The sequence below is a fragment of the Peribacillus sp. SRI_006 genome, from assembly GCF_057586375.1.
In genome coordinates this window covers 1-24,101 of sequence record NZ_JBYCZT010000003.1, presented here as the reverse complement: position 1 = coordinate 24,101, position 24,101 = coordinate 1, and the positions used below count along the sequence as shown (strand labels likewise).

Annotated in this window: 21 protein-coding genes and 1 riboswitch; of the genes, 1 reads left to right on the top strand and 20 read right to left on the bottom strand. The window is 42.8% G+C overall.

The window, feature by feature from the left end; all coding sequences use genetic code 11:
- Window positions 1–209: 209 nt before the first annotated feature.
- The 7 genes from AC2YHV_RS04360 to AC2YHV_RS04330 form a co-directional block, all read right to left on the bottom strand.
- Window positions 210–1,379, bottom strand: a complete 1,170-nt coding sequence (locus AC2YHV_RS04360; RefSeq protein ID WP_057278495.1) for a CamS family sex pheromone protein — start codon at window positions 1,377–1,379, stop codon at window positions 210–212.
- 11 nt (window positions 1,380–1,390) lie between these two features.
- Window positions 1,391–3,397 (bottom strand): NAD-dependent DNA ligase LigA, encoded by a 2,007-nt coding sequence (ligA, locus tag AC2YHV_RS04355; protein ID WP_487372683.1) that lies wholly within the window; start codon window positions 3,395–3,397, stop codon window positions 1,391–1,393.
- Between the two features lie 103 nt (window positions 3,398–3,500).
- Window positions 3,501–5,747, bottom strand: coding sequence for a DNA helicase PcrA (pcrA, locus tag AC2YHV_RS04350; RefSeq protein WP_487372682.1), 2,247 nt, complete (start codon window positions 5,745–5,747; stop codon window positions 3,501–3,503).
- A 61-nt stretch (window positions 5,748–5,808) separates the two neighbouring features.
- Window positions 5,809–6,492, bottom strand: a complete 684-nt coding sequence (gene pcrB / locus AC2YHV_RS04345) for a heptaprenylglyceryl phosphate synthase (RefSeq protein WP_057278492.1) — start codon at window positions 6,490–6,492, stop codon at window positions 5,809–5,811.
- Between the two features lie 220 nt (window positions 6,493–6,712).
- A complete protein-coding gene (locus AC2YHV_RS04340; protein ID WP_034306094.1) occupies window positions 6,713–7,027 on the bottom strand; it encodes a YerC/YecD family TrpR-related protein in 315 nt (104 codons plus the stop codon).
- A gap of 26 nt (window positions 7,028–7,053) precedes the next feature.
- A complete protein-coding gene (locus AC2YHV_RS04335) occupies window positions 7,054–8,091 on the bottom strand; it encodes a DUF3048 domain-containing protein (RefSeq protein WP_487372681.1) in 1,038 nt (345 codons plus the stop codon).
- 43 nt (window positions 8,092–8,134) lie between these two features.
- Window positions 8,135–9,880, bottom strand: coding sequence for an adenine deaminase C-terminal domain-containing protein (locus tag AC2YHV_RS04330; RefSeq protein ID WP_487372680.1), 1,746 nt, complete (start codon window positions 9,878–9,880; stop codon window positions 8,135–8,137).
- 145 nt (window positions 9,881–10,025) lie between these two features.
- Between AC2YHV_RS04330 and AC2YHV_RS04325 the strand changes: the two genes are divergently transcribed.
- Window positions 10,026–10,292: a YgaP-like transmembrane domain gene (locus tag AC2YHV_RS04325; RefSeq protein WP_034306101.1), complete on the top strand. Its 267-nt coding sequence runs from the start codon at window positions 10,026–10,028 to the stop codon at window positions 10,290–10,292.
- A gap of 45 nt (window positions 10,293–10,337) precedes the next feature.
- On the opposite strand, the gene purD is transcribed toward AC2YHV_RS04325, so the two are convergent.
- The 13 genes from purD to AC2YHV_RS04260 form a co-directional block, all read right to left on the bottom strand.
- Window positions 10,338–11,612, bottom strand: coding sequence for a phosphoribosylamine--glycine ligase (gene purD, locus AC2YHV_RS04320; RefSeq protein WP_487372679.1), 1,275 nt, complete (start codon window positions 11,610–11,612; stop codon window positions 10,338–10,340).
- Window positions 11,613–11,631: 19 nt separating this feature from the next.
- The gene (gene purH, locus AC2YHV_RS04315) at window positions 11,632–13,167 is read right to left on the bottom strand and encodes a bifunctional phosphoribosylaminoimidazolecarboxamide formyltransferase/IMP cyclohydrolase (RefSeq protein ID WP_034306107.1); all 1,536 of its coding nucleotides are present in this window, start codon (window positions 13,165–13,167) and stop codon (window positions 11,632–11,634) included.
- Window positions 13,168–13,185: 18 nt separating this feature from the next.
- Entirely contained in the window at window positions 13,186–13,761 is a 576-nt protein-coding gene (gene purN / locus AC2YHV_RS04310; RefSeq protein ID WP_034306109.1) for a phosphoribosylglycinamide formyltransferase, read from the bottom strand.
- Complete coding sequence (gene purM, locus AC2YHV_RS04305) at window positions 13,761–14,786, bottom strand: phosphoribosylformylglycinamidine cyclo-ligase (protein ID WP_063577528.1); 1,026 nt, start codon at window positions 14,784–14,786, stop codon at window positions 13,761–13,763. Before purM ends, purN begins: the two co-directional genes overlap by 1 nt.
- A gap of 42 nt (window positions 14,787–14,828) precedes the next feature.
- On the bottom strand, window positions 14,829–16,244 hold the full coding sequence (purF, locus tag AC2YHV_RS04300) for an amidophosphoribosyltransferase (protein WP_048680621.1): 1,416 nt from the start codon (window positions 16,242–16,244) through the stop codon (window positions 14,829–14,831).
- Window positions 16,229–18,448, bottom strand: coding sequence for a phosphoribosylformylglycinamidine synthase subunit PurL (gene purL, locus AC2YHV_RS04295; RefSeq protein ID WP_063577529.1), 2,220 nt, complete (start codon window positions 18,446–18,448; stop codon window positions 16,229–16,231). Before purL ends, purF begins: the two co-directional genes overlap by 16 nt.
- Window positions 18,432–19,118, bottom strand: a complete 687-nt coding sequence (gene purQ, locus AC2YHV_RS04290) for a phosphoribosylformylglycinamidine synthase subunit PurQ (RefSeq protein ID WP_048680628.1) — start codon at window positions 19,116–19,118, stop codon at window positions 18,432–18,434. The genes purL and purQ overlap by 17 nt, the downstream gene beginning before the upstream one ends.
- Window positions 19,115–19,369 carry a phosphoribosylformylglycinamidine synthase subunit PurS gene (gene purS, locus AC2YHV_RS04285; RefSeq protein ID WP_034306118.1) on the bottom strand — a complete coding sequence of 85 codons (255 nt, stop codon included), beginning with the start codon at window positions 19,367–19,369 and terminating at the stop codon, window positions 19,115–19,117. The genes purQ and purS overlap by 4 nt, the downstream gene beginning before the upstream one ends.
- Window positions 19,362–20,081 carry a phosphoribosylaminoimidazolesuccinocarboxamide synthase gene (gene purC / locus AC2YHV_RS04280; RefSeq protein WP_048680630.1) on the bottom strand — a complete coding sequence of 240 codons (720 nt, stop codon included), beginning with the start codon at window positions 20,079–20,081 and terminating at the stop codon, window positions 19,362–19,364. Before purC ends, purS begins: the two co-directional genes overlap by 8 nt.
- A 102-nt stretch (window positions 20,082–20,183) precedes the next feature.
- Window positions 20,184–21,476, bottom strand: coding sequence for an adenylosuccinate lyase (purB, locus tag AC2YHV_RS04275; RefSeq protein ID WP_034306123.1), 1,293 nt, complete (start codon window positions 21,474–21,476; stop codon window positions 20,184–20,186).
- On the bottom strand, window positions 21,473–22,633 hold the full coding sequence (purK, locus tag AC2YHV_RS04270) for a 5-(carboxyamino)imidazole ribonucleotide synthase (RefSeq protein WP_278088496.1): 1,161 nt from the start codon (window positions 22,631–22,633) through the stop codon (window positions 21,473–21,475). Before purK ends, purB begins: the two co-directional genes overlap by 4 nt.
- On the bottom strand, window positions 22,617–23,105 hold the full coding sequence (gene purE, locus AC2YHV_RS04265; protein ID WP_034306127.1) for a 5-(carboxyamino)imidazole ribonucleotide mutase: 489 nt from the start codon (window positions 23,103–23,105) through the stop codon (window positions 22,617–22,619). The genes purK and purE overlap by 17 nt, the downstream gene beginning before the upstream one ends.
- Before the next feature lie 180 nt (window positions 23,106–23,285).
- Window positions 23,286–23,387, bottom strand: a riboswitch (purine riboswitch).
- Between the two features lie 74 nt (window positions 23,388–23,461).
- Window positions 23,462–23,662 carry an NETI motif-containing protein gene (locus tag AC2YHV_RS04260; RefSeq protein WP_034306130.1) on the bottom strand — a complete coding sequence of 67 codons (201 nt, stop codon included), beginning with the start codon at window positions 23,660–23,662 and terminating at the stop codon, window positions 23,462–23,464.
- Between the last annotated feature and the right edge of the window lie 439 nt (window positions 23,663–24,101).

Sequence of the window (24,101 nt, the reverse complement as noted above, 5' to 3'; positions counted from 1 at the left end):
TATGGGAAAGTTGCCGGAATTTCCGGGGAAATGACAATAAGACTATTAAAATTCGACAAATGTTGCCTTTTTAAAGCACTTGTTCCCTAAGATGGAAGGGTTTACTTTCCATTATATATCTTTGTTCATTGTTAAAGATTATATTGACATTCACAAGAAATAGATTCCAATCGAAAAAAAGGACGAAGCCGCTAAGCTTCATCCTTTTTTCATTCGTATATATGAACGGTTGGTTCGTCCTGATTCGCTTCACGGACTATGAGCGCTTCAGGTCCATTTACAGACGTAATGGATACCTGTACGGCAATATAGTTCGGGAAACGTTCCATTATGAGCCCAGCAACATATTGGGTAAAGCCTATTGCTTCCGAGTTCCCATAAAATTGAATGGGTATATCGATGTTCAGGCTTTGCAATTGATCATCCATATAGAACGCCCTGCCGATGACTCCGTTAAAGTTAGGGAAGTATTCTTCGACATCTTCTTTAAAGTTCGTGAAAGTATTGACGTCATCACGGTATTTCTTTTCAGCAGCAGCAGAAGGAAATAGGAAATACTCTTCGTCCAAGTTCGTCCATTTCCCAATATTGTTCGAGTTTTTATCGATATTTGTATAGGAAATGAAATTCCCAGGGACTACTGAAGATTTTTCATTTTGCTCGAATAAGGCAATCGTAATCGGAACATTTTTCAGCTTGTCCATTTTACGCAGCCTTTTTAAAACTTCTGCAGCAATTTTTTCCCCTTCTTGCTTTAGCTTTTTACTATCGATTTTATTTTCATAGGTGGCACCGAATGCCTCTTTTTGATAGTAATGCACTGAATTCAACGCAAGACCGATTACAACTCCGCCAAGGCTTACTGAATTATCTTTTGTTTTGACCAAGTAATTATGTTCTAAAATATGGGCAAGATAGATCGGATTTTCTTCATTCCGCTTATCAATGTCGCCTTTGCCCGGATCAACCGGATTCAAGCCAAGGTTCTCTGAGGCCTTCATCTTCTTTTCTTTCAACTGACTATCGGTATATTTTCTGTTCAGCCAGGAAGATATCTTGGAACTATCTAGCATTTGCCCCTCTTGAAACAGGTAATCTTCCGGGTCGAATTGGGTTTGGGCCAACCGCATCAATCCATTTTCGAATTCTTCAATGTCGTATCTGGTATTTAGATTGGATACGACCAAACCGCGTGCTTTTGATGGTTCAAACGGTAGGATTGTTTGATAATATTCTTCCGAAATTTTATACTTCGGAATAATTGCCGTTTCTTTTTTGTCTTTGGAGTCTTGAACTACCTCTTGCTTATCCTCGAAACTAGGCGCACATCCAGCAAGAAGCAGTATAAGAATCATCCCCAAAATGGAGTGTTTCCTCATAGCTACACCTCTTATTTATTTAGTTCCTCAATCAGTCTCTCTTCATCCCATACCATGACGCCTAGGCTTTCAGCTTTTTCCAGTTTGGAACCGGCATCTTCACCAGCTACGACCAAATCGGTTTTCTTGCTGACACTTCCAGCAACGTTAGCTCCTAGCGCCTCTAATTTCTCTTTAGCTTCGTTACGTGTTAACTGATGCAGTTTTCCCGTTAAAACGACTGTTTTACCGGAAAAAAAAGAGTCGATATCTTCTAAAGCAACAGCTCTTTGCCCTTTGAAAGTAAGATTCACACCGGCTGCATCCAGCTCATTCAATAATGCATGGACTTCTTCCAATTCAAAATAAGCTACGATGGAATCAGCCATCTTATCGCCTATTTCATTAATGGCCGTTAGTTCTTCACGGCTCGCCTTGCTTAAGGCTTCCATCGTCCCGAATTCCCTCGCAAGCGTCTTGGCAGCTTTGGAACCAACATGGCGAATGCCCAGCCCGAATAGTAATTTTTCCAACGAGTTGGTCTTCGAAGCTTCGATTGCTTGAAGAAGTTTAGTGACGGATTTATCCCCCATCCTTTCCAAAGCAATCAGTTGATCGTATGTAAGCTTATAAATATCAGCCACATCTTGTATGAGTTCTTCTTTAAATAACAAGCTAATCACTTTTTCACCAAGACTGTCTATATTCATAGCTGTACGGGAAACAAAGTGAATCAAACCTTCCCGTATTTGTGCAGGACACTTCGGGTTGATGCAGCGTAAAGCAACCTCCCCGTCCAGCCGGACAAGTTCACTGCTGCACTCAGGGCACTCAGTCGGCATCTGAAACTCGACTTCTTCCCCTGTACGGCGCTCTGCCAGTACATTGACTACCTCTGGAATGATATCACCCGCTTTTTTCACAACCACTTGATCTCCGATTCTGATGTCCTTTTCACGGATTAAGTCTTCATTGTGAAGTGAAGCTCGCTGCACAGTCGTACCTGCTACCCGGACGGGATCCAAAACGGCAGTCGGGGTCAATACACCCGTACGGCCCACATTCAGCTCGATATCCCTTAGGGTTGTAATGACTTCTTCAGCTGGGAATTTATAAGCAATGGCCCATCGCGGACTTTTTGCAGTAAAACCTAATTCATCCTGCTGTTCAAGGGAATCCACCTTTACGACAATTCCATCAATATCATAGGCTAAGTTTGGACGTTGTTCCGTCCATTCTACTATATAGGCCAGTACTTCCTCTATATTCGAGCATGTTTTTCTTTCCCGGTTCGTCTTAAACCCGAGTCTATCCAATAAATCCAGACCCTCGCTATGGGAACGGACCCCCGTTTCCCCCAAATCGGCAATCGCATAAAGGAAAATATCCAAGTTCCGTTTCGCAGCAAGTTTCGGATCAAGCTGCCTTAACGAGCCGGCAGCGGCATTTCGCGGGTTGGCAAATGGTTCCTCACCGCGTTCTTCCTTAGCCTTGTTTAATGATTCGAATGATTTTTTTGGCATGAATGCCTCACCGCGCACTTCTATGGCAACTGGCTCCCGCAGCTTCAATGGGATCGACTTGATCGTTTTCAAATTGGCGGTAATATCTTCACCGATCGTTCCGTCTCCACGGGTTGCCCCTCTTACGAAATATCCATTCTCATATTGAAGTGTGACGGCAAGTCCGTCAATTTTCAATTCACATACATAGGAAAAATCGTCACCTACAGATTGCCTGACCTTTCTGTCGAAATCCCGCAAGTCACTTTCGTTGAAGGCATTGCCTAAACTAAGCATCGGTGTGGTATGCTCCACCTTTTCAAACATATCCAAAATGGCGCCACCGACCCGTTGTGTCGGCGAGTCCGCCGTTTGCAGTTCCGGAAATTTCTCCTCATACCCAATAAGTTCACGTAGCAGCCGATCATATTCAGCATCAGGTACTGATGGCTGGTCCATCACATAATATTCATAGCTGTATTGGTTCAATAACGTTTGCAGTTCCAGAACTTTCTTCTCTGCAGCTTGTATGTCCATACGTTCAATCCTTTCTAAAGAAGACTCCACCGCACTTCTGATAGAAGAGCGGTGTCTAAAGTCAGATATCCCTATTCTTTACCAGCAGGAGCATATTAATAGCTTATGCTTTTTCAACTGGTGCAAATTTCGCCAATAGGCGTTTGATGCCGATTGGACTTGGAAAGGCAATATCCAATTCCTTTCCTTCGCCTTCCCCTTTTACGCTCACCACGGTTCCTATACCCCATTTTTTATGGGAGGCACGATCACCGACAGCCCAGCCAATTTCTTCACCGCCCGTTGCGGATGGTGCAGAAACAGCTTTTCCAAAGGCAGGCACTTTTCTTGTTGAAGCCGTTGAAGGAGACCCGGTCCTCGAAGAGCTGAAAGGCGTTTGCCTAGCCCTAGGAGCAGGTTTCGGTTTTAGGTCTTCTAGAAGTTCCTCTGGTATTTCACTGATGAAACGTGAAACAGGATTCATGCTCGTCCGTCCATACAATGTCCGCATTTGGGCATTGCTTATGAATAGTTCATTTTCGGCCCTTGTAATTCCCACATAAGCCAGGCGGCGTTCTTCTTCCATCTCCTCTTCATCCATAAGCGAGCGGCTGTGAGGGAAAACCCCCTCTTCAAGGCCCAATAGAAAGACTACCGGATATTCAAGTCCCTTCGCTGAATGCAATGTCATCAACGTTACCGTATTTGTAGCTTCTTCGGTATTCTCGTCAAGTTGGTCTATATCGGCAACCAACGCCAAGTCAGTCAAAAAGCCCACCAATGATTTGTCCTCGCTGTTATCTTCGAACGCTTTCGTAACAGATAAAAACTCATCTATATTTTCAAGCCGGCTTTGTGATTCAATCGTTTTTTCTGCCTGCAGCATCTCACGGTAACCGGTTTTCTCGATGACTTCCTCCACAAGTTCCGTCACGGATAAGTACTCCTGCTGATTTGTATAATTAGTGATCAGCGTATGGAATTCCCTTGCCGCTTTGGTGGCCTTCCCGCTTATCCCTGCCATTTCCACAGACTCCAGTGCTTTATATATGGAAACATCATATTGATCTGCATAATCTGCCACTTTGTCCATCGAAGTTGCACCAATTCCGCGTTTCGGCACATTGATTACACGGCGAAGGCTGATGTCATCATCAGGGTTCGCAATAAGTCGAAGATAGGCAAGTAAATCCTTAATCTCTTTACGGTCATAGAACTTAGTGCCCCCGACTATTGCATAATTAATATTGGATTTAAGCAGAACTTCCTCCATGACACGTGATTGTGCATTCGTTCTGTAAAGTATTGCTATATCTGAATACTTCCTGCTGCCGTCCTGAACTATCTCATTTATCTTTCCGGCTACGAATTGCGCTTCCCCTTGTTCATTGTCCGCACGGTAATAGAATATCTTATTGCCATCTGCATTCTCGGTCCAAAGATTTTTCGGCTTACGGTTTTGATTGTTATCGATGACCTTATTCGCAGCTGCAAGGATCTTTTTCGTCGAGCGGTAATTCTGTTCAAGGAAAATCATGTTGGCATTCGGATAATCTTTTTCAAATGAAAGGATATTCGCAATATCCGCACCGCGCCAACGATAGATCGATTGATCGGAATCCCCGACAACACAGAGATTACGGAAGCGTGAAGCCAATAATTTAACAAGCATGTATTGAGCCCTGTTCGTATCTTGGTACTCATCAACATGAATGTATTGAAATTTACGCTGATAATATTCAAGCACCTCAGGTACGAGCTGGAACAATTGAATCGTCATCATGATCAAATCATCGAAATCGAGCGCTGAATTTTTGCGCAGCCGTTTTTGATATTCCGTATAAACATCGGCCGTTACTTTAGTGAAGTAATCAGACGCCGTCTTCAGGTACTCTTCCGGCCCGACCAATTCATTTTTCGCTGAACTGATGCTGCCCAAAATGGCACGATAATCATATTTCTTTGTATCCATATTACGGTCTTTCATGATTTGTTTTATGACCGATTGCTGATCCGTCGTATCCAATATCGAGAAGTTCCTATTAAATCCGATACGGTCGATATCTCTTCGTAGAATACGGACACACATCGAGTGGAAAGTCGAAATCCAGATATCTTCGGATGCACCGCCAAGTATGGCACGGATCCTCTCCTTCATCTCACGTGCCGCTTTGTTGGTGAACGTGATTGCAAGGATGTTCCAAGGCGCTATTTCCTTCTCGACCATCAAGTATGCTATTCGGTGAGTCAGCACACGCGTCTTTCCACTTCCTGCCCCAGCCATGATTAAAAGTGGACCATCTGTTGCTTTCACTGCTTTTTGTTGCTGTTCATTCAAACCAATTAATAATTTTTCCGCTAAATATTGCATTATCACACCACCTATACGAACATTCGTTTCTGTTTTAGTATACTATATTTCTTACATGTTTTCATTTAACTGCCGTAACTGTTGCAAGGGCCACTTTCAAGTCTTCATAAATCACATTGCCGACAACGATGACATCCGCAATCTTGGACATCTCTTTGGCCTGTTCAACCGATTTTATCCCACCGCCATAGAATAGTATGGTATCTTCCAAACTCTCTTTGGCCGCTTCCACCATCTGGACATCGCCATAATCACCGCTGTATTCCAAATAAAAGATCGGCAGGTTGAACATCTTTTCCGCCATCATCGCGTATGCACCCACATCATCCATATCCAAATCAGTATTGGCTTTCGTCAATTGGGCCGCCTTGCACCCAGGGTTCAGGATACAGTACCCTTCAACGAAAATTTCATCCCAATTCAAAAGGTATCCGTATTCCTTGACTGCTTGCTGATGCAATTTCATCATCCAATCCGGGTTGGTGCTATTCAGGACACTCGGAATGAAATATAAATCAAACCCCGGGGTCACCGTTTCAACTGAAGAAATTTCCATCACACATGGGACCGTATATCGCCTGACACGTGCCATTAAATGAAGCACATTCTCAAGCGTGATACCATCCGTTCCCCCGACCATGATTGCATCAGTACCGGATTCACAGACTTTCTCAAGGGCCTCATCACTTATTTCTTTATTTGGATCGAGTTTGAAAACATGTTTCCACTCGCGAAAATCGTACATTATAATCCTCCATTCACACTTCCCATTACACCATTATAGCATTAAGATTTTTCATTAAAAAAGAGAAGTATCGATAAAATGTTATTACCAAATGGAACCTTTTAATCTAAAATCCAATATAACATGGATACGGCTGAAAGACAGCCGGCAATGAGCGTGCTGGACACAAAATAAAAAGCCGGGAAATGAATTCCCCAGCTTTTTATTATAATCGAAAGAATTATGATTCAGTTGTTTCCTCTACGTTATCCTTAATACGGTTCAGAGCCATGGAATAAGCATCATTTCCGTAGTTCAAGCAGCGTTTGACCCTGGAAATCGTAGCCGTGCTTGCACCTGTTTCCGTTTCGATTTTATGATAGGTTTTTCCTTCTTCAAGCATGCGGGCTACTTCAAGACGCTGTGCCAATGATGAAATTTCATTAACTGTGCATAGATCATCAAAAAATCGATAGCATTCGTCCAAATCACGCAAGGAAAGGATCGACTTGAACAGCTGATCCGTTTCTTTTCCTCTTAACTTATCAATTTGCATGTTACTCCCCCTCAATTTCATGGGTATCAAAATGAGACGTCTCCTACTAAACCAGGTTCATCCGGAATAATATTGATCCAAGTTTTCCCTGGAACCAACCCTACCTCTTTATCGTTTTTCACTGGTGTAATACGACCATCCTTATTCACCCATTCTACTTCATTCGCTTTTCCTTTTTGAAGTAAATAACCATTTCCGCCACTTTTCAAGTCGATTTTTCGACGCCCTTTGTCGTCGATCACTTGATGAGCAGCCTCAATGATCAATATATTATCCAGTAAAATAGGTTTATTCGATTTATGCTCGACTGTTTGCTCTCCATTCGAATAACGTTTATATTTCTCTTCCGTGGCTTCGTATTCATACTGTACATCATACTCGTCTGATCCGTAGGAAACCTCGGTTTTCAATGCCGGTTCCCCTTGAAGTCCAGCTGCCTCTTCTTTTGTAAGGAAAGCATAAGGCTTCGGTGCACCATTTAACTCATAACCCTTTTCCTTTGCACCTTTTTCGATATCCTCAAAGGAGGTGTAGGAATTATGCGGTGCTTTTCGATCTGCCGAACGTTGAAACAAAGTACCATCATAATATAATCCGTTCAAGTTATCAATATACCCTCTGTCCAGCATGGTCTTTGCCTCGGGGCTATACCCATGACAGACATAGATGCAATCAAGGCCTTTAGCCAATTCGATATAATAGTCCCTTGCACTCCGAATCGGACCGATTTGACTAGGCATTTCACTTTGGAAGATAGCTAAAAATCTGGTTATGTCACCTTCTGCGAGCATTTCGTAAACCATATCGGCTTCTGAGAGGCCCGATTGCGGGCGTGCTTCCGGATGATTATTAATCATCACTGCTGCAGCCCTTCGCTCACTGCCTGCTTCGGTGGCCATACCTGTAAGTGGAAACTCATTGGAAGGTTCATTTTTCACATCTGTATTTTTGATGACAGCTTGGTCTTTCGGCTTACTGTCATCCGATGCAGGGTCCTCTTTCGTCGAACAGCCTGCCAGCAGCAAAATAGCAATAACGATGAAAAGAACTCTCTTAAATTTCATCTTTCCACTCCTCTGATTTATTAGCCATTTCTTCTCTTATATTTTAACGCATTATAGTGGGAAAGAGTATAGTTTTATTCATTACATCATATACTCCTCGCTGGGTCAGCCTTATATATGGCAGATGGGTTGTCGAAAAGAATGAAAGGGTATACACAGGATCGGCGAAGCGATAACCTCTTTCCCGCAGCAAATGTTTCAATTCATTTTCTTCTTTTATCAATTCAGGAACCTCCTTGGTCGACATGACTCCCTTTAATTTCAGAGGAAGTTCATGAATCACCTTGCCTTGTTCCGTCAAAATGATTCCACCGCCAATTTCCTTCAGCCGGTTAAATGCCAAATGCATATCCTTTTTCCTTTTACCGATCAGTATGATATCACCTGTATTTGTATAAGAGCCAGCAAAGCCACACAATTTGTCCGCAAACCCTTTTAATATCGTATTGATGCGCCATTTCCCTTCCCGGTCGATTAGCATGAAAAAGCATTCATCATCCTCAAAGTTCAGTTCTTCATGCCCAACATCATTGGCAAGGGAGTATGGTTTCGTAATTACATTATTAACCAGTTCTATCCCGAACGGCATGGAAAATTCAAAATCCTCCTTTAAACTGAGATCCCAATCAAGATCGAGCGGTTTAAAATCGAAATCACTCCATTCGATTTCCTGTTTATCCGGAATGATCTCACCACCCCTTTTCACCCATTTCCCTTTCGCCATTACCGAAACCGGTGCGGGTTCCTTTACATCGGTCAGGAAGTTGATGTTCGCCACCCTCCCTGTCGCAATATTGCCATGAAGGTATTCAATGTTATAATATCGTGCGATGTTGATGGTCGCCATATTGTAGGCATCGATGACCGGAACGCCATGCTCTATCGCTATTTTGATCAAGCAGTCTATGAAACCACCTTCATAAAAGGACGGCGGTGATCCATCTGTCGTATAAAAGAATTTGTCATAATGATCAATGCCCAGTTCATGGATTTCCTGTATCAGCTTTGGTAAATCCGGACGGATCGAAGAATGTCTTAACGATACATAATAGCCCTGCAGCAAGCGTGACATGACTTCATCACCTGTCATTGCCTCATGATCACAATCGGCGCCGAACAAGGTCATTTTTGCTAAAGTCTTCTCTGAAGCACCTGGAAAGTGTCCTTCTATTTTCTTCCTCATTCGCTTGGCTTCCTGAATCCAGTGCAACATCATGTCATCCCCATCGAGAAGCTTCGGCCATCCAGTTAGTTCCCCTCCCTGTAATACGGCGTCATGCTCCATCCATGATTTGACGGCTCCATGGGAAAAGACCATATCTTCATCGATCAATTCCGTTTGTCCGTCAAAACGGCTCCACCAATACATTGTTACAGGAATGTTACGTAATTCTTTCAAAAGAGAAAACGCTTTCTTTTTATCTAACTGCAATAGAAACGGCAAGTTATCATTGATCAATGTCGTTGTGCCAAAATGAGATGCATAACGTGAAAAAGAAAGGGGATTATATAATTGAGAAGGGTGTGAATGCGGCTCAATATAACCCGGAACCAAGTACTGGTTTGTACAGTCGACCATTTCACAGCGGTCTATATTATCAGGAAGCTTATCACCAACATATATGATGCGATCTTCATATATCCATATATTCGCTTTTACCCATTTTCGTAAAGCCTGATTTAAATAAGTCGTATTTTTTAGCAGAATGTGTGGTGCCCTATTGCCATCCAGCACATCTATATGTTCTCTTAGATGTTTATTTTTCCATCTATAGCGCTGTTCAAGCATAAACATTCCCCCATAAGTTATTAGAAACAGTGTATGAAAAAAACCATTTTCAATCCAATTTTATTTCATAGTAACATACTTGCCTCATTAGAACAGTAATGTTATCCAGATTATTGTTAAATTTTTGTGAAGGGATGGATTTTATATGAAGTTTAAACAAAATATCAGTATAATAAATGCTTTAATGCGAATTACTTGTGGTTTTACATTTCTAACATGGGCTACGGCTAAAATGGTGAAAAAACCATGGAAGAACCAATCTTATATAATCGTGGCCATGCTTTCCGCCATGAAAATAGGTGAAGGGATCCTCCGTTATTGTCCTGTCGTCGATGCGATGGAAAACGGACAAAACTTGATGACAAAAGAACCAAAACAGGAAAATGAATCGAATCAATCTGATTCATATTAAGTCTTATAGAAGAAGCTGACTCCGCTTAGAGTCAGCTTCTTTATATTATGATGAAAAATTGTATTTTATTGCTCGGTAGCCAATATCCGTTCGCCAAAATAAACCGTCTTTCTCAATATGCCCTAACTCTTTATATACTTCAGCTTGCGCAGAGGCCAAATCTTTCCCTTTTGCAGCAACCAGAAGTACACGTCCGCCATTCGAGATGAAGTTCCCTTCATTATTGAGAGCCGTTCCAGCATGATAAACATGGGCTTTCGGATCAATCTTTTCCAAGCCTTTAATGATAGATCCCTTTTTATATTCCCCAGGATATCCATCAGCTGCGACGACCACTCCGAGCACGGCCTCTTCATGCCATTCAAGTTGTAAATCCTCTCCAGAAAGAACCGCTTCAAGCGTATCTACGAAGTCTGTCTTTAGACGAGGTAAAACGACTTGCGTTTCCGGATCGCCAAAACGGGCATTGAACTCAATGACTTTTGTGCCCTTTTCAGTGGCGATCAACCCGGCATATAATATTCCTGTAAAACTCCGATTCTCAGAAATCATCGCATTTACCGTGGGTTTAAGAATCGTTTCGACTGCAGTCTGGATCATTTCATCGGATATTTGCGGTACCGGTGAATATGCACCCATTCCACCTGTGTTCGGACCCTGATCTCCATCAAAAACCCGCTTATGATCTTGAGCAATGACCATCGGATACACTTTTTCCCCATTAACGAATGCCATCAATGAAAATTCCTCGCCATCAAGGAATTCCTCAATAACGACTTTGGCAGATGCTTCCCCGAACTTTGCTCCGACTAGCATATCATGGATGGCGTCTAACGCCTCTTCCATCGTCATAGCAACTACGACACCTTTTCCTGCTGCCAAACCATCCGCTTTTATGACAATGGGGGCACCCATTTTTTCGATATATGCTTTTGCTGCATCATAATCAGAAAATGTTTCATATTCCGCTGTCGGAATGCTATAGTTCTTCATTAAATCTTTAGCAAAGGATTTACTTCCCTCGATGACAGCAGCACGGCCATTAGGGCCAAATACCTGTAATCCTGCCTCCGCAAAATCATCTGCAAGTCCATTCAACAATGGTGTTTCGGGCCCGATCACCGTTAATGCAACTGCATTATTCTTGGCAAAGGCAACCAATTCCCTGTGATTGTTTTCATCAATTGGAACAAGAGTCGCTACATCTGTCATCCCTGGATTTCCCGGTGCTGCAAAAACGGTCCCAACCCGTTTACTTTCAAATAGTTTGCGGGCTATGGCATGCTCCCTGCCGCCCCGGCCAATTACTAGTACATTCATTATCGCACCTCGTTTTTGATTAATGTTTAAAGTGACGAATTCCTGTAAACACCATTGTAATCCCATATTCATCAGCTTTCTTGATTGAATCCTCATCTTTAACAGATCCACCAGGCTGAATGATTGCCGTGACGCCCGCTTTTGCTGCCGCTTCTACAGTATCATCCATTGGGAAGAATGCATCTGATGCCAATGCACTTCCTGTCGCTCTTTCCCCAGCTTGTTCCAGAGCAATTTTTGCAGCTCCCACACGGTTCATTTGACCTGCGCCAACACCTAATGTCATTTGATCGTTACAAACCACTATTGCATTCGACTTGACATGTTTCACGATTTTCCAGCCAAGTTCCATGGCTTTCCACTCTTCAGGTGTAGGCTCACGTTTCGTTGCCACTTTTACCTCTGCATCCTTTAAGCTATGTGCGTCCCGATCTTGAATAAGCAATCCGCCTTCAATGGATGTCAATTTACGTTCAGGCTTTTTAACCGCGTCAAAATCGATCGTTAATAAACGTAGGTTTTTCTTGCTTGTCAATACTTCCACTGCCTCTTGTGTAAACCCAGGGGCAATGATGATTTCAAGGAAAATTTCATGAAGCCTTTCCGCAGTCGCTTTATCGACTTCACGGTTCAAAGCGATGATCCCACCGAAAATGGAGGTGGCATCTGCCTCATAAGCTTTTTCATATGCTTCCAAAATAGTCGCACCGACGCCGACGCCGCAAGGATTCATATGTTTGACTGCAACTGCAGCAGGCTCATTGAATTCTTTTACGATTTGAAGTGCTGCATCAGCATCATTGATGTTGTTGTATGATAGTTCTTTTCCATGTAATTGCTTCGCTTCTGCAATCGAGAAAACGGAACCAAGCGGTTTTTTATAGAATGCGGCTTTTTGATGTGGATTTTCCCCATAACGAAGCGACTGTTTCAATTCATAGGTAACAGTCAATGATTCAGGATTTTCTTCATCGGCAAGCTCTGTCATATACTCTGAAATAACTGCATCATATGCTGCTGTATGACGGAAAACTTTTGCAGCCAGGCGGCGATTCGTGGTTTTTGTTACCCCGCCGTTTTGTTTCAGCTCAGCCAACACGGTAGGATAATCATTGGAATCAACGATAACAGTCACATATTCGTGGTTTTTAGCAGAAGAACGAAGCATTGTCGGTCCACCGATATCGATGTTTTCAATAGCATCTTCCACAGTGACTTCTGGTTTGGAAATAGTCGCTTGGAATGGATATAGGTTTACACAGACAAGTTGAATGGGTTCAATGTTATGCTCAGCAAGCTGTGCTGCGTGACCTTTGTCATCATGTTTTGCCAACACTGCTCCATGGACATTCGGGTGAAGCGTTTTAACACGTCCATCCAAAATTTCCGGGAAACCGGTGACGTCACTGATTCCAATTACCTCAATACCATTTTCCTGAAGCGTTTTTTTGGTACCGCCTGTAGAAATGATTTCAAAACCTGCTTCAATTAAACCTTGAGCAAATTCTACGATACCTGTTTTATCCGATACACTAATTAATGCGCGTTTCTTCATGTTATGTTGGTCCCTCCATTAAGTAAGTTTCTTGTGGCATAGCTCCTGCAAAACTGATGGGTACAGGTCATGCTCCATTTCCTGTATCCTTTTTTGAAGGATGTCTCTCGTATCCCCTTCAAGAATCGGCACTGTTTTTTGGGCAATGACCGGTCCTGTGTCCATTCCATCATCAACATAATGAACGGTTACCCCCGTTTCCTTCACTCCGGCATCAAAAGCCTGGCCAATTGCATCCTTGCCTGGAAAACTTGGCAGAAGTGAAGGGTGGATGTTCACAATCCTCTGTGAATACTTTTGTAATAATGTCGGACCGATCAAACGCATATAACCAGCAAGAATGATGAACTCTATCTCATACTGGCGAAGTTTTTCCAGGATTTCCGATTCATATTCAGTCTTGTTGGAGTAATTCTTTGCTGAAAAGGAGAAAGAGTCAATATTCTCAAGCTTTGCTCTCTCAAGCACATATGCGTCTTCACGATCGCATACGACAAGACAGATTTCCGCCTCCAACTTTCCACTTTTTATTGCTTCAGCAATTGATTGAAAATTACTACCGTTACCTGATGCAAAGACAGCAAGGCGTCTCATTATTTGAACGACACTCCATTTCCATCCACGATCGTTCCAATAATTGAGGCTTCTTCACCGCAAGACTTTAGGTGGGCTAGCACATCCAATGCCACTTCTTTTTTGACGACAGCCGTCATCCCAATACCCATATTGAAGATATTGAACATTTCCTCTTTTACAAGGTTCCCTTTTTCTTCAAGGAATGAAAATATAGTTGGAATTTCCCAGCTTCCAAGCTCGATTTCAACACCGCATCCTTCAGGAAGGATACGCGGAATATTCTCGATGAATCCTCCACCGGTGATATGGGCAAGACCATTAACCTCAAATTTTTCCAACGTCGATAAAACGGACTTCACATAGATTTTCGTCGGTTTTAATAATTCCTCACCCAACTTGCAATCCAGTTCCGGTACGAAGTCATGAAGCCCCATGCCTGAGTCTTCAAGAAGGATTTTACGAACAAGTGAATACCCATTACTGTGGATGCCGCTTGAAGCGAGTCCAATAACGACATCACCAGCCGAAATCGCTTCACCAGTAATAAGACGTGATTTTTCAACGGCACCTACAGTAAAACCTGCCACATCGTATTCTTCCGTCTCATACATGCCCGGCATTTCAGCCGTTTCTCCGCCGATTAAAGCACAGCCCGCCTGCTCACAGCCATCTGCAATCCCTTTGACGATCATTTCAATTCGTTCAGGATCTGCTTTACCGCAGGCAATATAATCTAAAAAGTATAAAGGTGCAGCACCTTGAACGACAACATCATTGACGCACATAGCTACACAATCCACTCCAATTGTATCGTGTTTATCCATCATGAACGCTAACAAAAGTTTTGTTCCCACTCCATCCGTACCAGAAATGAGCACAGGTTCTTTAAGGTTCAAGGAAGATAAATCAAACATGCCGCCGAAACCGCCCAGACCATTCATTACTTCTGGACGAAATGTGCGCTTTACATGTTTTTTCATTCGATTTACCGCTTCATAACCAGCCTCAATATCCACACCAGCCTGTTTATATGCATTAGCCATTTGAAATCCTCCTCCGAAAATCAATCATCATTGCCGACTTGATTAACATTTTGTTTTTTCTCGTTCGTATTCAAAAATTTCAGTCGGATAATTTCCGGTGAAACAAGCTAGGCATGAACCGCGCGTTTCTCCAGGAAACGGTCGTCCAATTGCTTCGACCATACCTTCGACACTTAGAAAAGTTAAGGAATCAGCTTCAATGATTTCCCTTATTTCCTCCACAGATTTTGAGCTTGCAATCAGTTCTTCCTTTTTAGACGTGTCTATGCCATAAAAACATGGATTCTTGATCGGTGGTGAGCTGATTACTACATGCACTTCTTTCGCTCCGGCATCTTTTAACATGCGGACAATCCTTCTGCTCGTTGTCCCGCGGACGATTGAATCATCAACCATTATGACCCGCTTGCCTTCCACTACCCCTCTTACAGGTGATAGTTTCATCTTTACGCCTTGTTCACGCAGACTTTGTGATGGCTGAATGAAAGTCCGTCCAACATAACGATTCTTTATTAAGCCCATTTCATAAGGAATGCCCGCAGCTTCAGCATAGCCAATCGCTGCCGAGATGCTGGAATCAGGTACACCTGTAACTACGTCTGCTTCAATTTTGGTTTCGAGTGCCATTTGCTTACCAAGGTTTTTCCGTGCCGTATGAACATTGATACCATCAATGTTGCTATCCGGACGGGAAAAATACACGTACTCCATCGTGCACATTGCCTGTTGGCTGGAAAGCGAAAAGTATTCGGATGTGATTCCCTCATCATTTATGACAACGAGTTCACCCGGCTCAATATCCCGGATGAATTCTGCACCTACAATATCAAGTGCACATGTTTCAGATGCAGCGAAATATGCATCGCCTATTTTCCCCAAGGAAAGTGGACGGAAGCCATGCGGATCTCTTGCCATGATCATTTGGGTTTCGGTCATGATGACAAAGGCATAGGCTCCCTTCAGCATACTTAAACTGTTCTTCACAGAATCTCTTACATCCGAGTAGCCGGAGCGTTTAATCAGATGGGCCAGAACTTCCGTATCAGAGGTCGTTTGAAAAATGCTTCCTTGTCCTTCAAGCTGTGCTTTTAATTGATGGGCATTGACGATATTCCCATTATGAGCAAGGGCCAGCCCTCCTGTATGAGAATTGAACAGGAAAGGCTGAACATTTTGATACCCTCCGCCGCCTGCCGTTGTATAACGGACATGGCCTATTGCCGCTTTACCGCTACCGGAAAGTGCCTGCATTTTTTCCGCAGTGAATATCTCTGTGACAAGTCCTTCGCCCTTAGAGATGGACATCTGCTCACCATCCGTCACGACGATGCCCGCTCCCTCTTGACCACGATGTTGCAAGCTATGCAAACCGTAGTAAGCAAGCTGCGCTGCATCGGGATGTCCCCAGACTCCAACAACACCACACTCTTCGTTTAGGCTTCTTATTTCAGCAAGCATGGTATGGCTCCCTTCCAAGCTGTTTGTAAATCTTCAACGTCCGCTTCCAATACTTTGCTATCACTTGTTGCCACGACTAATTTATTATCAGCCGTTACTGAGCCTATGCAAATCGCATCTTCAACAAGAGCTTCAAATGACGCTTGATTTTCAGGATTGATGGACAGTAAGAATCGTGATTGCGTTTCACTGAATAATTCAGATACAGGTTCCCCGGATATATTCACTTTTGCCCCTAGTTTGCTTGCCCCGAATAAAGATTCAGCTAAAGCCACTGCCAAACCGCCTTCCGAAAGGTCATGGGCTGATGCAACAAGTCCTTTTTGGATTGCTGTCAGAATTTGCTGCTGACGTTTTTGTTCAAGGTCCAAATCAAGTTCTGGAGCGCGTCCAAAGATTTTACCCTCGAGCATTTTCTGTAATTCACTGCCTCCGAATTCCACTTTCGCTTCGCCAACCACGTAAATCAAATCGGATTCATTTTTAAATGTTTGTGTTGTTATGTGCTTAAGGTCATTGACTAGACCAACCATTCCAACTACAGGCGTCGGATAAATCGCTTCACCATTCGTTTCATTATAAAGGGAAACATTTCCGCCGATTACAGGAGTACTTAAGCTTCTGCAAGCTTCACTCATACCGTCTGCCGCTTTTTCCAGTTGCCAGAATATTTCTGGTTTTTCTGGATTCCCAAAATTCAAGCAATCCGTAATCGCTAAAGGTTCCGCACCCGAGCAAATGATGTTACGGGCTGCTTCAGCCACAGCGATTTTGCCGCCTGTTTCAGGATCTAAATAAATAAAGCGGGAGTTACAATCCGTCGTCATGGCAAGGGCTTTATTCGTACCACGTACACGCACTACCGCTGCATCCGATCCAGGTGAGACGACTGTATTCGTGCGGACCATGTAATCATACTGGTCGTAGACCCATTCCTTACTCGAAATTGTCGGTTGCTTCAATAGGGATACCAATGTTTCTTTATAATCTTCAATGACTGGCACTTCTGCCGTCATGCTTTGGAAGTCACGGAAATATTGCGGCTCTGCAGATGGCTTGTGATAAATAGGAGCTTCTTCAGCCAATGCATCAACCGGAACCTCTGCAACGATTTCACCTTGATGGGAAAGTGTTAGATTTTTATCATCCGTTACTTCACCAACAGCAACCGCTTCTAGGTCATATTTCGTAAACAAGTCGACGATTTCCTGTTCGCGTCCTTTAGTGACAACGATCAGCATCCGCTCTTGTGATTCAGAAAGCATCATTTCATATGCTGTCATTCCCGTTTCACGCTGCGGTACCAAATCCAGGTTCATTTTTATTCCTGAGCCAGCTTTACTCGCCATCTCGGCAGATGAGCTTGTAAGACCTGCTGCTCCCATATCCTGAATGCCAACAAGGGCATCATTTTGAATCAATTCAAGGCATGCTTCCAAAAGCAGTTTCTCCATGAATGGATCGCCTACTTGTACGGCAGGCCGTTTCTCTTCCGAAGACTCTGATAGCTCTTCAGATGCAAATGTTGCTCCATGAATGCCATCACGTCCAGTTTTGGCACCCACATACATCACTGTGTTGCCCACTCCATGCGCTTGGCCTTTTTTAATGTCCTTATGATCGATCAAACCGACACACATTGCATTGACAAGAGGATTTCCTTCATACGATGGATCAAATTGAATTTCTCCGCCGACAGTTGGAATTCCGATACAATTCCCGTATCCTGCAATCCCTGCAACCACTTCTTTAAATAAATATTTCACGCGATCATTGTCTAGCTCACCGAAGCGAAGTGAGTTCAACATCGCGATCGGACGGGCTCCCATGGAGAAAACATCACGGATAATTCCGCCGACACCGGTAGCAGCACCTTGATAAGGCTCTATTGCCGAAGGGTGGTTATGACTTTCAATTTTAAAAACGACAGCCTGATCGTCACCGATATCAACGATACCTGCTCCTTCACCAGGACCTTGCAGCACTTTCTCCCCTGTAATCGGGAATTTCCTTAAGATGGGTTTTGAATTTTTGTAGGAACAATGCTCTGACCACATAACCGAAAACAAACCAGTTTCCGTATAATTCGGCAGTCTGCCTAAGATTTTCTCCACCATTGCAAATTCATCATCGGATAGTCCCATTGTTGCGTACAATCGATCCGATTTAATTTTTTCCGGACTTGGTTCAAGCTGTAATAACATGTGATTCCCTCCAGTTTTTTACGATGGATTGAAAAATCTTTAAGCCGTCTTTACTGCCAAGCAGCGAATCAACAGCACGTTCGGGATGAGGCATCATTCCGAGGACATTTCCTTGTTCATTTGTAATTCCCGCTATTTGCTCCAAGCTTCCGTTTGGATTTTCACCATCATACGTGAACAAGATGCGGTTATTTTGTTTTAATTCAGCCAATGTTTCATCATCGCAGTAGTAATTCCCTTCACCATGTGCCACAGGGATCGTAATCGTTTCATTTAATTCATATCCTGTCGTGAACATCGATTGGTTATTTTCAACCTTCAGTCCTACATTGCGGCAAATGAATTTCAAGCCTTCATTACGGCGCATCGCTCCAGGTAAAAGTCCTGCTTCAAGTAAAATCTGAAAACCATTGCAGACACCCAAGACAGGCTTTCCTGCTTGTGCCGCTTTTACGACTTCAGCCATTACATTCGAAAAGCGTGCAATTGCTCCAGAGCGTAAATAGTCTCCATAAGAGAAACCTCCAGGAAGGAGAATCCCATCATACTGATCTAGATTGTCTGTAGAGTGCCAAACATACTCCACTTCTTCCCCCAGTGCATCCTTTATCGCATGGTACATATCGACATCACAATTGGAGCCAGGGAAAACTATGACAGCAAATTTCATTGGGTGATAACCTCCTCAACATCATAACGGTAAGCTTCAATTACCGTATTGGCCAATAGTTTTTCACACATTTCCTTCACAAGTTGATCTAAATCACGATCCGTATCCTTAATTGTAAGTTCAATGTATTTCCCCACTCGAACATCACTAACTTCGTTATATGTCAAGCTATGAAGTGATTGTTGCACTGCTGCTCCCTGTGGATCTAATACACTTTCGCGTAGTGTGATATATACCTTAACCTTATACATGTTGAGTGCCCTCCAACTTTGCTAGTATTTTTTCGTAAGCATCTGTTAAACTTCCTAAATCACGGCGGAATACATCTTTGTCTAATTTTTCGTTCGTGTTAATATCCCATAATCGGCAGGTATCAGGTGAAATTTCATCTGCCAGCAGAATGTCTCCATTCGGGGTTTTGCCGAACTCTAATTTAAAATCAATCAATTTAATGTCCAACTCTTTAAAGAAAGACGTTAAGACGATACTGATTTCTTGTGCCTTTTCTTTTAAAATCGCTACATCTTCCTTGCTTGCAAGTTCCAATTCTTCAATATGGTCTTCCGTTAACAGAGGATCGCCGAGCTCGTCGTCTTTATAGTAAAACTCAATCAGCGTTTTCTTGAGCGGCTGGCCTTCTTCAATGCCAGTCCTTTTAGAAAAACTGCCGGCAGCCGTATTTCTGACAACGACTTCTAGCGGAATGATGGATACCCTTTTGACTAGCTGCTCCCGTTCGGAAAGCATTTCAATAAAATGGGACGGGATATTCTCTTGGGCAAGCTTCGAAAATAGTAAGCTAGTAATTTGATTATTCAACTTGCCTTTTCCGGCAATCTCTGACTTCTTCTCACCATTGAATGCCGTTGCCGAATCCTTGTATTCCACCCATACTATTTCACTGTTGTCCGTTGCAAAAATCTGTTTCGCTTTTCCTTCATACAACAATTCTCGTTTTTCCATCTGTCCAGACCCCCACATTGTGAATATTATGAATCTTCCTGCCATTGATCAGGCTTGGCAAACATATCACCATTAAAGGTGCCATGTTTGCCGCCTTCACTTTTATAAACCTAAACGATCAAAGATTACATCAACATTTTTCAGGTGATGTGTAGGATCGAAACAATCATCAAGTTCTTCTTTCGTAAGCAAGCTTGTGATTTTATCATCCTTTTCGATCAGGCTTCTGAATGGAACCTGAAGCTCCCATGCTTCCATCGCTTTCGGCTGAACCGTATCATAAGCTTCTTCACGGACAAGTCCTTTATCGATAAGGGATAGCAGCACACGTTGTGAGAAAATCAATCCCAGCGTACGGTCCATATTGCGTTTCATATTTTCTGGATAAACGGTCAAGTTCTTCACTATGTTGCTGAAACGGTTCAGCATATAGTTTAATGCGATCGTTGCATCCGGCAAGATGATGCGCTCAGCGGAAGAATGCGAAATGTCACGCTCATGCCATAATGGCACATTCTCATATGCTGTCATCATGTAACCGCGGATTACACGAGCCATACCCGTCATATTTTCAGAACCGATTGGATTCCGTTTATGAGGCATTGCAGAAGATCCTTTTTGTCCTTTTGCAAAGAATTCTTCCACTTCGCGTGTTTCACTTTTTTGCAAGCCGCGAATTTCCACTGCAAACTTTTCAATAGATGTCGCAATTAAAGCCAATGTACTCATATAATGTGCATGGCGATCGCGTTGCAATGTTTGTGTTGAGATTGGCGCTGCTTCAAGGCCAAGCTTTTCACAAACGAATTTTTCAACGAACGGGTCGATGTTTGCGTAAGTTCCGACAGCCCCAGAGATTTTCCCAACCTCTATGTTCTTTCTTGCTTCTTCAAAACGTTCGACATTGCGTTTCATTTCTTGATACCAAAGTGCCAGTTTCAACCCAAATGTGGTCGGTTCCGCATGAACTCCATGTGTACGTCCCATTTGAACCGTGTATTTATGTTCTTTCGCTTTGTTTTTCAGGATCTCCACGAAGTTATTTAAATCCTTGGCAAGGATCTCATTCGCCTGCTTTATCACATATGAAAGAGCTGTATCCACCACATCAGTGGAAGTCAGTCCGTAATGGACCCATTTCCGTTCTTCACCCAACGTTTCGGAAACCGCACGTGTAAAAGCAACAACATCATGGCGTGTATCTTTTTCGATTTCATTGATACGGTCGACATCGAATGTAGCATTTTCGCGAAGAAGCTTCACATCTTCTTTTGGAATGACACCTAGCTCCGACCATGCTTCACAAGCTAAGATTTCAACTTCCAACCACGCATTAAAGCGGTTCTTTTCTGTCCAAATGTTTCCCATCTCTGGGCGGGTATAACGTTCAATCATTTTACTTCCTCCGTTTCAACCTGTTGATTCCATATTTTGCTTCGATCACTTTCCAAAAGAGCTTCCTCAATCGTTGGACGTAAAATATTCACATGACCCATTTTCCGCTTAAGCTTGGCTTCTTTCTTACCGTAAAGGTGAACCTTCCAATCTGAAAGCGTCGGAATTTCATCCAACAAGGGTTCGATATGCTCACCAAGGATGTTTATCATTACCACGGGCTTCAATAACGCCGTATTTCCGAGAGGCCAATTGCAGACAGCCCTTATATGCTGTTCAAACTGTGAAGTCTCACATGCCTCCATTGTATAATGGCCTGAGTTATGTGGTCTTGGCGCTAATTCATTAATGATGATATCATCCTGAGCGGTTAAAAACATCTCGACTGCCAATGTCCCCACCAAATCAAGTTTCTCTGCAAGCTGCAAAGCTTCATCAATAGCTTTCCGTTCAGCTTGGATACTGATACGGGCCGGAACAATGCTTTTATGAAGAATGTTTTCAATATGAATGTTTTCCGCAATCGGAAAATGACTTGTCTCGCCATCAGCCTTACGCGTCACGATGATGGATATTTCTTTCACGAAAGGAATCCAGGCTTCCAGCACACATATACCTGTTTTGAGCAGGGATTCAGCCTTTTTGATATCGGCTTCTTCCTTAATGACCAACTGCCCTTTTCCATCATAACCGCCCCGCGTCGTTTTTAACACACTAGGGTACCCTAATTTCTCTATATGAAGGTAAATTTCTGAAATATCCTGTATTTCGTGATATGGAGCAACGGAAGCTCCTGCATCGGATATGGCTTTTTTTTCTGTCAATCTATCCTGTGTCAACTTTAATAATTCTGAGCCCTGTGGAAGAAATGCATGTTGCTTTAACCAATCCAAGGCTTCCGAACTAATATTTTCAAACTCGTATGTTATGACATCACTGACGTCAGCTAACCTTTTCAATGCTTCGATATCATCATAAGCACCAATGATTTCAATATCCGCCACTTGAGCACATGGGCCTTCTGCAGTCGGCTCAAGGACCGCTATCTTAAAGCCCGATGCCTTAGCTGACAAGGCCATCATCCTGCCCAATTGCCCACCGCCGATAATTCCAATGGTCTGTCCCGGTAATATGATTGTATTATTTAAGTTGTTCACTGCTCTGTAACACCTTTTCTCTGGTTTCGTCTCGTAAAGCCTCTAGCCTATCAGCAATGTCAGAATCAAAAGCCGCTAACATTTGAGCCGCTAACAAACCGGCATTGACTGCGCCGGCTTTTCCGATCGCAACCGTTGCAACCGGTACGCCACCAGGCATTTGAACAATCGATAATAACGAATCCATCCCATTTAATGCCTTCGACTGTATTGGCACGCCAATCACAGGGACAATCGTTTTAGCGGCGGTCATACCTGGTAGATGTGCAGCCCCGCCTGCTCCGGCAATAATCACTTTAATATCTCTATCTTTTGCACTCTCTGCATATTCAAATAATAAATCCGGCGTCCGGTGGGCGGAAACGACTCTTTTTTCATAGGGGATCTCAAGCTGTTCCAATGATTCACAAGCGTACTTCATCGTTTCCCAATCCGAGACACTACCCATAATAACCCCAACTTGCGGTTTCATATCATCTTTCCCTCCAACACTCATATTATGGCGTCCCGAGTATGCAGACAGACGCTTATCATTTATCTATAATTCATTGTAAATTAAAAAACCGGACAGGTTGCTTCCTCATAGAGAAAGCAACCTGTCCGGAAAAGAAAGCCCTTTTGGAAATACAAAAAGACTTGGCTAGTTTCCGAAATAGTCAGATGCTTTTCTCATAGTCCGATGATTTACGGTCATCAGGTAGAAACTTTTGGGCCATATCCCCATGATTATATGAGATGTATTAATGTAACTTCATCTTACCTTCCGGCCATTTTAATGTCAAGTTAAAATCGAATATTTTTACATGATATTAATTAATCGTTCGTGTTTTACTCAATTAGCTTTGCTTCGAATACAATTTTTCGATTAACTGGCACATAATGGACTTTGCCATTCTCAATTCTCTCGGCAAAGATAGGCTCTTCCGTTCGCCTTACGGGAAAGTAACCTGCCGCTTTAATTCGATCTAAACATGCATCGATCGTCTCGCCCTCGATAACTTCAAACTTTTCCTTACTCTTTTTACTCACAATACCGATCCCTTCATGGTTCTATATTTGTCTGCCTTCTTCCTTGCCCATCCAACTTGCATATTATCAATTAAATTCTTCCTAGTATAATGAAAAGAATAAGTAAAAACAAGAATGCATGTAAATAAAATCGATTACTTTATAATGGTAATTCCATAATACCTCAGAATATGATGCCCCTGTCTTCCGTAAAAACATCAACACTCATATACTGTACATCTCCTTCAATATCCTGCCCTTCTCCCCCCCTGAATTACAATCGCTTGATTCATGAAATTCTCTCTGCTCCATGATACATATTCGTATCTTGCTCCCATGAATTATTTCAATTCAAGTTTAGGACGAATAAATAAGCCAGCTGTTGGAATTAATTAGCCTGCAGGTTGATTTATCTGTTAATTCACGTCACTCCTCCCTGAAACTGAAAAATATTGCAATA

Coding starts and splice junctions, on each gene's coding strand:
- AC2YHV_RS04330 (WP_487372680.1), bottom strand. CDS start 9,880: ATGCTTGAACAGCGCTATAGATGGAAAAATAAACATCTAAGAGAACAT.
- purN (WP_034306109.1), bottom strand. CDS start 13,761: ATGAGACGCCTTGCTGTCTTTGCATCAGGTAACGGTAGTAATTTTCAA.
- purL (WP_063577529.1), bottom strand. CDS start 18,448: ATGTTATTACAGCTTGAACCAAGTCCGGAAAAAATTAAATCGGATCGA.
- AC2YHV_RS04335 (WP_487372681.1), bottom strand. CDS start 8,091: ATGAAATTTAAGAGAGTTCTTTTCATCGTTATTGCTATTTTGCTGCTG.
- purM (WP_063577528.1), bottom strand. CDS start 14,786: ATGGCTAATGCATATAAACAGGCTGGTGTGGATATTGAGGCTGGTTAT.
- pcrB (WP_057278492.1), bottom strand. CDS start 6,492: ATGTACGATTTTCGCGAGTGGAAACATGTTTTCAAACTCGATCCAAAT.
- purF (WP_048680621.1), bottom strand. CDS start 16,244: ATGCTTGCTGAAATAAGAAGCCTAAACGAAGAGTGTGGTGTTGTTGGA.
- purE (WP_034306127.1), bottom strand. CDS start 23,105: ATGAAACCGCAAGTTGGGGTTATTATGGGTAGTGTCTCGGATTGGGAA.
- purH (WP_034306107.1), bottom strand. CDS start 13,167: ATGAAGAAACGCGCATTAATTAGTGTATCGGATAAAACAGGTATCGTA.
- AC2YHV_RS04340 (WP_034306094.1), bottom strand. CDS start 7,027: ATGCAAATTGATAAGTTAAGAGGAAAAGAAACGGATCAGCTGTTCAAG.
- pcrA (WP_487372682.1), bottom strand. CDS start 5,747: ATGCAATATTTAGCGGAAAAATTATTAATTGGTTTGAATGAACAGCAA.
- AC2YHV_RS04325 (WP_034306101.1), top strand. CDS start 10,026: ATGAAGTTTAAACAAAATATCAGTATAATAAATGCTTTAATGCGAATT.
- purS (WP_034306118.1), bottom strand. CDS start 19,369: ATGTATAAGGTTAAGGTATATATCACACTACGCGAAAGTGTATTAGAT.
- purD (WP_487372679.1), bottom strand. CDS start 11,612: ATGAATGTACTAGTAATTGGCCGGGGCGGCAGGGAGCATGCCATAGCC.
- AC2YHV_RS04360 (WP_057278495.1), bottom strand. CDS start 1,379: ATGAGGAAACACTCCATTTTGGGGATGATTCTTATACTGCTTCTTGCT.
- purB (WP_034306123.1), bottom strand. CDS start 21,476: ATGATTGAACGTTATACCCGCCCAGAGATGGGAAACATTTGGACAGAA.
- purQ (WP_048680628.1), bottom strand. CDS start 19,118: ATGAAATTTGCTGTCATAGTTTTCCCTGGCTCCAATTGTGATGTCGAT.
- ligA (WP_487372683.1), bottom strand. CDS start 3,397: ATGGACATACAAGCTGCAGAGAAGAAAGTTCTGGAACTGCAAACGTTA.
- purC (WP_048680630.1), bottom strand. CDS start 20,081: ATGGAAAAACGAGAATTGTTGTATGAAGGAAAAGCGAAACAGATTTTT.